General features: G+C 66.5%; 5 protein-coding genes and 1 other RNA gene. All 6 read right to left on the reverse strand.

Translation table 11 applies throughout. From position 1 onward, the window contains the following. Positions 1-704: UDP-N-acetylmuramoyl-tripeptide--D-alanyl-D-alanine ligase (gene murF, locus ACESMD_RS08275; protein WP_372612113.1), on the reverse strand; the 704-nt coding region annotated here is incomplete at its 3' end. After that, positions 701-2209, reverse strand: coding sequence for a UDP-N-acetylmuramoyl-L-alanyl-D-glutamate--2,6-diaminopimelate ligase (locus tag ACESMD_RS08280; RefSeq protein WP_372612115.1), 1509 nt, complete (start codon positions 2207-2209; stop codon positions 701-703). The genes ACESMD_RS08280 and murF, both read right to left, overlap by 4 nt. A gap of 25 nt (positions 2210-2234) precedes the next feature. Beyond that, positions 2235-3950, reverse strand: a complete 1716-nt coding sequence (locus tag ACESMD_RS08285; protein WP_372612117.1) for a peptidoglycan D,D-transpeptidase FtsI family protein — start codon at positions 3948-3950, stop codon at positions 2235-2237. Then, positions 3947-4273 carry a cell division protein FtsL gene (gene ftsL, locus ACESMD_RS08290; RefSeq protein ID WP_372612119.1) on the reverse strand — a complete coding sequence of 109 codons (327 nt, stop codon included), beginning with the start codon at positions 4271-4273 and terminating at the stop codon, positions 3947-3949. The genes ACESMD_RS08285 and ftsL overlap by 4 nt, the downstream gene beginning before the upstream one ends. A 9-nt stretch (positions 4274-4282) precedes the next feature. Then, complete coding sequence (rsmH, locus tag ACESMD_RS08295; protein WP_372612121.1) at positions 4283-5239, reverse strand: 16S rRNA (cytosine(1402)-N(4))-methyltransferase RsmH; 957 nt, start codon at positions 5237-5239, stop codon at positions 4283-4285. A gap of 51 nt (positions 5240-5290) precedes the next feature. Beyond that, positions 5291-5684, reverse strand: an RNA gene (gene rnpB / locus ACESMD_RS08300) — RNase P RNA component class A; the annotation flags it as partial.

The following is a 5684-nucleotide window of genomic DNA, read 5'->3' on the forward strand; positions in this document are numbered from 1 at the left end:
GCGGCCAGGCGCGACCAGAAGGAAAAGAAGGCGTCATCCCGGTTGAGCACGGCGACTCCGTCGGCCGGCAAGCCGGCCAGGATCTCCGCCTTGGCCTGTGCGATCTGCCCCATGCCGCCGAACTCGCCGACATGGGCACCGGTCACATTGGTGATCACCACCACCCGGGGTTCGGCCAGCATACTGGTCCAGGCGATCTCACCGAGGTGGTTGGCCCCCAGCTCCACTACCGCCTGGCGATGTTGTGGCGCCAGCCCCAGCAGAGTCAAGGGAGCGCCGACTTCATTGTTGAGGTTGCCTCGGGTCGACAGGGTCGACCCACATCGGGAAAGCACGGCGGCCAGCATATCCTTGACCGTGGTCTTGCCGCTGTTACCGGTCACGGCCACCAGGGGGCCACCCCAGGCGCGGCGTCGCGCGCGACCCAGCAGTCCCAGCGCCAGCCGGGTATCCGCAACGACGAGCTGTGGCAGGGGATCATCCACTGCCCTCTCCACCAGCGCGGCCACGGCACCCGCTGCACGCGCCTGGCCGATAAAATCATGGGCATCGAAGCGCTCACCGCGCAGGGCAACGAAGAGGCTGCCCGATGGCAGATCCCGAGTATCCGTAACGATGGCGCTGATCCCCGGTCTATCGGCAGGCAGGGGAAGTCCCAGGGCGATGGCGACCTCGGCCAGGTTATTCAGGCCAACGACGTTCATCGGCCGTCCTCCTCGACACGCTTCGACAGGGCAAGCTCGGCCTCGACCCGATCCGAGAAGTCATGCCTGACCCCCTGGATGTCCTGGTAGGTCTCATGGCCCTTGCCGGCAATCAGCACCACATCCTCGGGTGCCGCCTCGGCCAGCACCCGGGCAATGACCTCGCCGCGTCCGGGCAGGTTCCAGGCCGCGGCCCTCGCCTCGGGAGACAGCCCCGCCAGGACCTGCTCGCGTATGACCGCGGGAGACTCGCTGCGTGGATTGTCGTCGGTAACCACCAGCACATCCGCATGGCATTGCGCAGCGGCTGCCATCAACGACCGCTTGCCAGGATCACGATCCCCGCCACAGCCGAACAGGCACCACAGCCGACCGCTACCCGGCAGATGGGCCCTGAGTGCTGCCAGCGCGCTGTCCAGGGCATCGGGGGTATGGGCATAGTCGATCACCACCGTGGGACAACCGGGACGCGACAGCCGCTCCATGCGGCCGGGCACCGGGGTGAGGTCGGCCGCCGCCTCGAAGAGGGCCTCCAGGGAATGCCCCAGGCCATGGAGGGTGGCAATGGCCAGCAGCACATTGTCCAGGTTGAAACGGCCCATCAGCGCGAGCTTGAGCACCCGCTCGCCCTCCGGAGTGCCGACCAGCGCCCGCTGGCCACCGGCATGGGGATGCCAGTCGACGACACGCAGGGTCACCGCCTCGTCCTGGCCCACCGCCAGTACGCGCACGCAGTGGTGCACCCCGGCCAGCATCAGTCGCGCCAGCGGATCGTCGCCGTTGACCACGGCGAGCTCGAGCTCATGGCGACGGAACAGCCGCGCCTTGGCGGCCGCATAGGCCGTCATGCTGCCATGGTAGTCCAGGTGATCGCGGCTCAGATTGGTGAACACCGCGGCCTGCACGCTGCAGCCGTCGAGACGCCCCTGCTCCAGGGCATGCGAGGAGACCTCCATAGCGACGCGCTGCACACCCTCGGCGGCCAGCTCGCCCAGCGCCACCTGCAGGGTCAGGGGGCCGGGCGTAGTCAGACTGCCAGCCGTCAGGGCGCGGGGACGCCCATGCCCCAGGGTGCCGACCAGCCCGGCATCCACCCCGAGGGCATGGCTAAGCTCGGCCAGGTAGTGAGTCACGGAGCTCTTGCCATTGGTGCCGGTGACCCCGATCAGCTCCATCTCCCGGGGTACGCCGAACAGGACCCGGCCCAGTTCGCCCTGGGCCTCGCGCAGTCCCGCCAGCCACAGCACCCGGTCACCGTCCGGCCCGGGCGTGCCGTCATAATGGGCCAGCACCAGCGATGCCCCGGCCGCCAGTGCCTGGGCGATGAAATCGCGCCCATCGACCTCCACCCCGGGCACCGCCACGAAGATGTCTCCCTCGACGACCCGACGGCTGTCGAGTACCAGGCGAATGGGGTCAGGCAGGGAGACGCCCTCCAAGGCAAGGCGGCAATCGGACCAGAGTCCAACCAGGCCCGCCTCGAGTCGCTCGGCACTCAGCTGCATCTCGTCCTATCTCCTGAACTTGCGATCATGATTCGGGGTCCTGGGCATCTGGCGGCACGTCCAGCAGACGCAGGGCGTTGCCGGCCACCCGCGAGAAGACCGGTGCCGCCACCGCCCCGCCGTAGTAGCTGTCGCCACGCGGGTGGTCGATCATGACCACGGTGACGATCCGGGGGTCCGAGACGGGGGCGATACCGACGAACAGGCCGCGGTAGGCCTTCTCCTGGTACCCGCCGGCACCGGTCTTGCGCACGGTTCCCGTCTTGCCGGCGACCCGGTAACCGGGAACCAGTGCCCGACGGGCGCCGGTTCCGGGCTGGACGACCTGGTCCATCATCCCCAGTATCCGCCGGGCCATGTCCGGGTCGATGACCGACTCGCCAGCCGGCGACTGGCCGAGCTTGAGCAGCGAGGGTGGCACGCGGCGACCCTCGTTGGCGATGGCGGTGTAGGCACTGGCCAGCTGCAGCGCCGAGACCGACAGGCCGTAACCGTAGGCAAGCGCCGCCCACTGGCTGCTCGACCAGCGTACCGGGGCCGGGATGCTGCCGGTGGCTTCGCCGGGGAAGCCGGTGCCAGGGCTCTGACCCAGTCCCAGGGCTCGATAGGTGGCCGGGATCACGGGATCCTCCAGGCGCAGGGCAAGCTTGGACATGCCGATATTCGAGGACTTCTCGAGGATACCTGTCAGGGTCAGCTTGCCGTAATTACTGATGTCCTTGATGGTGTAGCGGTCGATGACCATCCAGCCTGGGGAGGTGTCGACCACCGTATCCAGCGGCACGTCACCGGTCTCGAGCATGGCCGCCATCGCCAGTGGCTTCATGACCGAACCCGGCTCGAAGACATCGACGATGGCCTGGTTACGCAGTCCACGAGGATCGAGACCCGCGCGATTGTTGGGATTGTAGGAGGGCTGGTTGGCCATCGCCAGGACCTCGCCGGTGCGGGCGTCCATCATCACCACCACGCCGCCATCGGCCTTATGCTCCGACACGGCGGCACTGAGTTCCCGGTAGGCCATGTACTGGAGGCGCTGGTCGATGGACAGGGTGAGTTCGCCGCCGGGTCGCGCTTCGCGCAACAGCTCGAGGTCGCGAACCAGCCGTCCGCGCCGGTCCTTGAGCACTCTACGCTGGCCGGGCTCACCGGCGAGATAGGGCTGGTAGGCGAGTTCCAGGCCCTCCTGGCCGGCATCATCGACGTTAGTCACCCCGATCAACTGGGCCGCGACCGCACCCGCCGGGTAGTAGCGCTTGTACTCATCCTGGGCATAGACACCGGGAATACGCAGACCCAGGACTCGTTGCGCCGCTTCAGGTGTCATCTGGCGACGCAGGTACATGAATTCACGCTCACTGAATCGCGCCAGTCGCGATTCGAGCGTATCGAGATCGATGCCCAGGGCCTGGGCGAGCATCAGCTGCTGGATACGGTCCTCGGGGAGATCCTGGGGATTCACCCAGAGGGTAACCACCGGGGTGGAAATGGCCAGGGGCTCGCCATGGCGGTCGGTAATCATCCCGCGATGGGCCGGAATGGTATCGGTGCGCAGGGTACGGGCATCGCCCTGGCCCTGCAGGAAGGTCCAGTCGACCACATGCAGGATGACGATGCGTCCGGCCAGGAGCCCCAGACCAACCACGACCAGCAGCAACATCAGTCTGTATCGCAGACCGCCCATGGGCGCCATGGGCGGGGGACGGCGTGGTGTCACGCCACTGCGAACCTCGGTACTCATGGGCGAATCACCTCGACCTCATCGACATCGGGCAACCGCATTTCCAGGCGTTCGACCGCCAGACGCTCGATACGCGCCGGGGATGACCAGGCACTCTCCTCGAGCAGCAGCTGTCCCCACTCGATCTGCAACTGGTTCTCTTCGCGCTCGAGCTGCTGCAACCGCGCATACTGATCACGGGTCAGGTGGCTGGCAGTGATGACGGCCAGGGCACTGACCAGGCAGACCACCACCAGGGAGACATTGGCCACCAACAGCAGGGTCGGCCTCATGGTCAGAGGCCAACCGGAAATGGATGGCAGGATGGATTCTTCCCGGGGCATGCCCCCTCCTCAGAAACGTTTGCGTGCCATGCGCATCACGGCGCTACGTGCACGGGGATTGTCCTGCACTTCGCCGGCAGACGCACGCTGTGCCTTGCCCAGCGACTCCAGACGACGCTGGATCTGATCATCGCGAATCGGCATTCCGCGAGGCAGGTCGGTATCGCCGCGCACATGATCACGGATGAAGCGTTTCACGCGACGATCCTCAAGGGAGTGGAAGCTGATCACCACCAGGTGGCCGCCGGGTGCGAGTGCCTCCAAGGCCGCCGTCAGGGCGGCATCGAGCTGCTCCAGCTCGCCGTTGACCTGGATACGCAGGGCCTGGAAGACCCGGGTCGCCGGGTGCTTGCCCTTCTCCCAGGCGGGATGGGCAACCTTGACCACCTCGGCGAGGTCCGCGGTGCGCTCGAAGGGCCGCTCGGCACGACGCGCCACCACCGCCCGGGCCAGGCGCCGCGCGAAGCGCTCCTCGCCGTAGGCCTTGAAGACGCGGGCGATCTCTACCTCGCCACTACGGGCGATGAAGTCGGCGGCACTCTGGCCTCGAGTCGGATCCATCCGCATGTCCAGGGGACCGTCACGCAGGAAGCTGAAACCACGCTCCGGATCATCGAGCTGCGGTGAAGAGACCCCGACGTCGAGCAGTATCCCGGCCAGGCGACCATGGAGGCGATGACGTTCAGCGATCTCATTGAGGCAGGCAAACTCGCCCTGCTCGATGGTGAAACGGGCATCGGTGATACTCGCGGCTTCGGCCACGGCCTGAGGGTCACGGTCAATGGCCAGCAGGCGTCCAGCGGGTGCCAGACGCTCGAGGATGGCACGGGAATGGCCACCCCGACCGAAGGTACCATCCAGGTAGGCGCCCCGCGGATCATGGACCAATGCCTCGACGGCACCCTCGAGGAGCACACTGGCATGACGAAAGCCGCTGGCGGTGGTTTCTGAAGCGGATGGCGTCATGGGTCTCTCGAACGACGGGCCGGGAAAACGGAGGCGACAACGGGGTCGCGAGGCGGGAGTCGGCCGATAAGCCGGGTTCTGTCGAGAACAGTCATTCATCTAGGAGCCGCGTCACCACGGCTCTCGAGCAACCTACCCGAACCCGACGCGGGCCACGCCTTAGGGTTCCTATTTGGTCTTGCTCCGAGTGGGGTTTACCTTGCCACGCACTGTTACCAGGCGCGCGGTGCGCTCTTACCGCACCCTTTCACCCTTGCCGGCCTCCCTATGGAGACGTAGGCGGTCTACTCTCTGCTGCACTTTCCGTCGGCTCGCGCCGCCCAGGCGTTACCTGGCACTCTGCCCTGTGGAGCCCGGACTTTCCTCCCCCCCGCACCTATTGCTGTGCCCTCGAAACCTCTCTCTTGAACCTATTCCGTCTTGAACCTATCCCATCTTGAAACTA

The sequence above is a fragment of the Halomonas sp. genome (genome assembly GCF_041689495.1).
Classification (GTDB): Bacteria; Pseudomonadota; Gammaproteobacteria; order Pseudomonadales; family Halomonadaceae; genus Halomonas.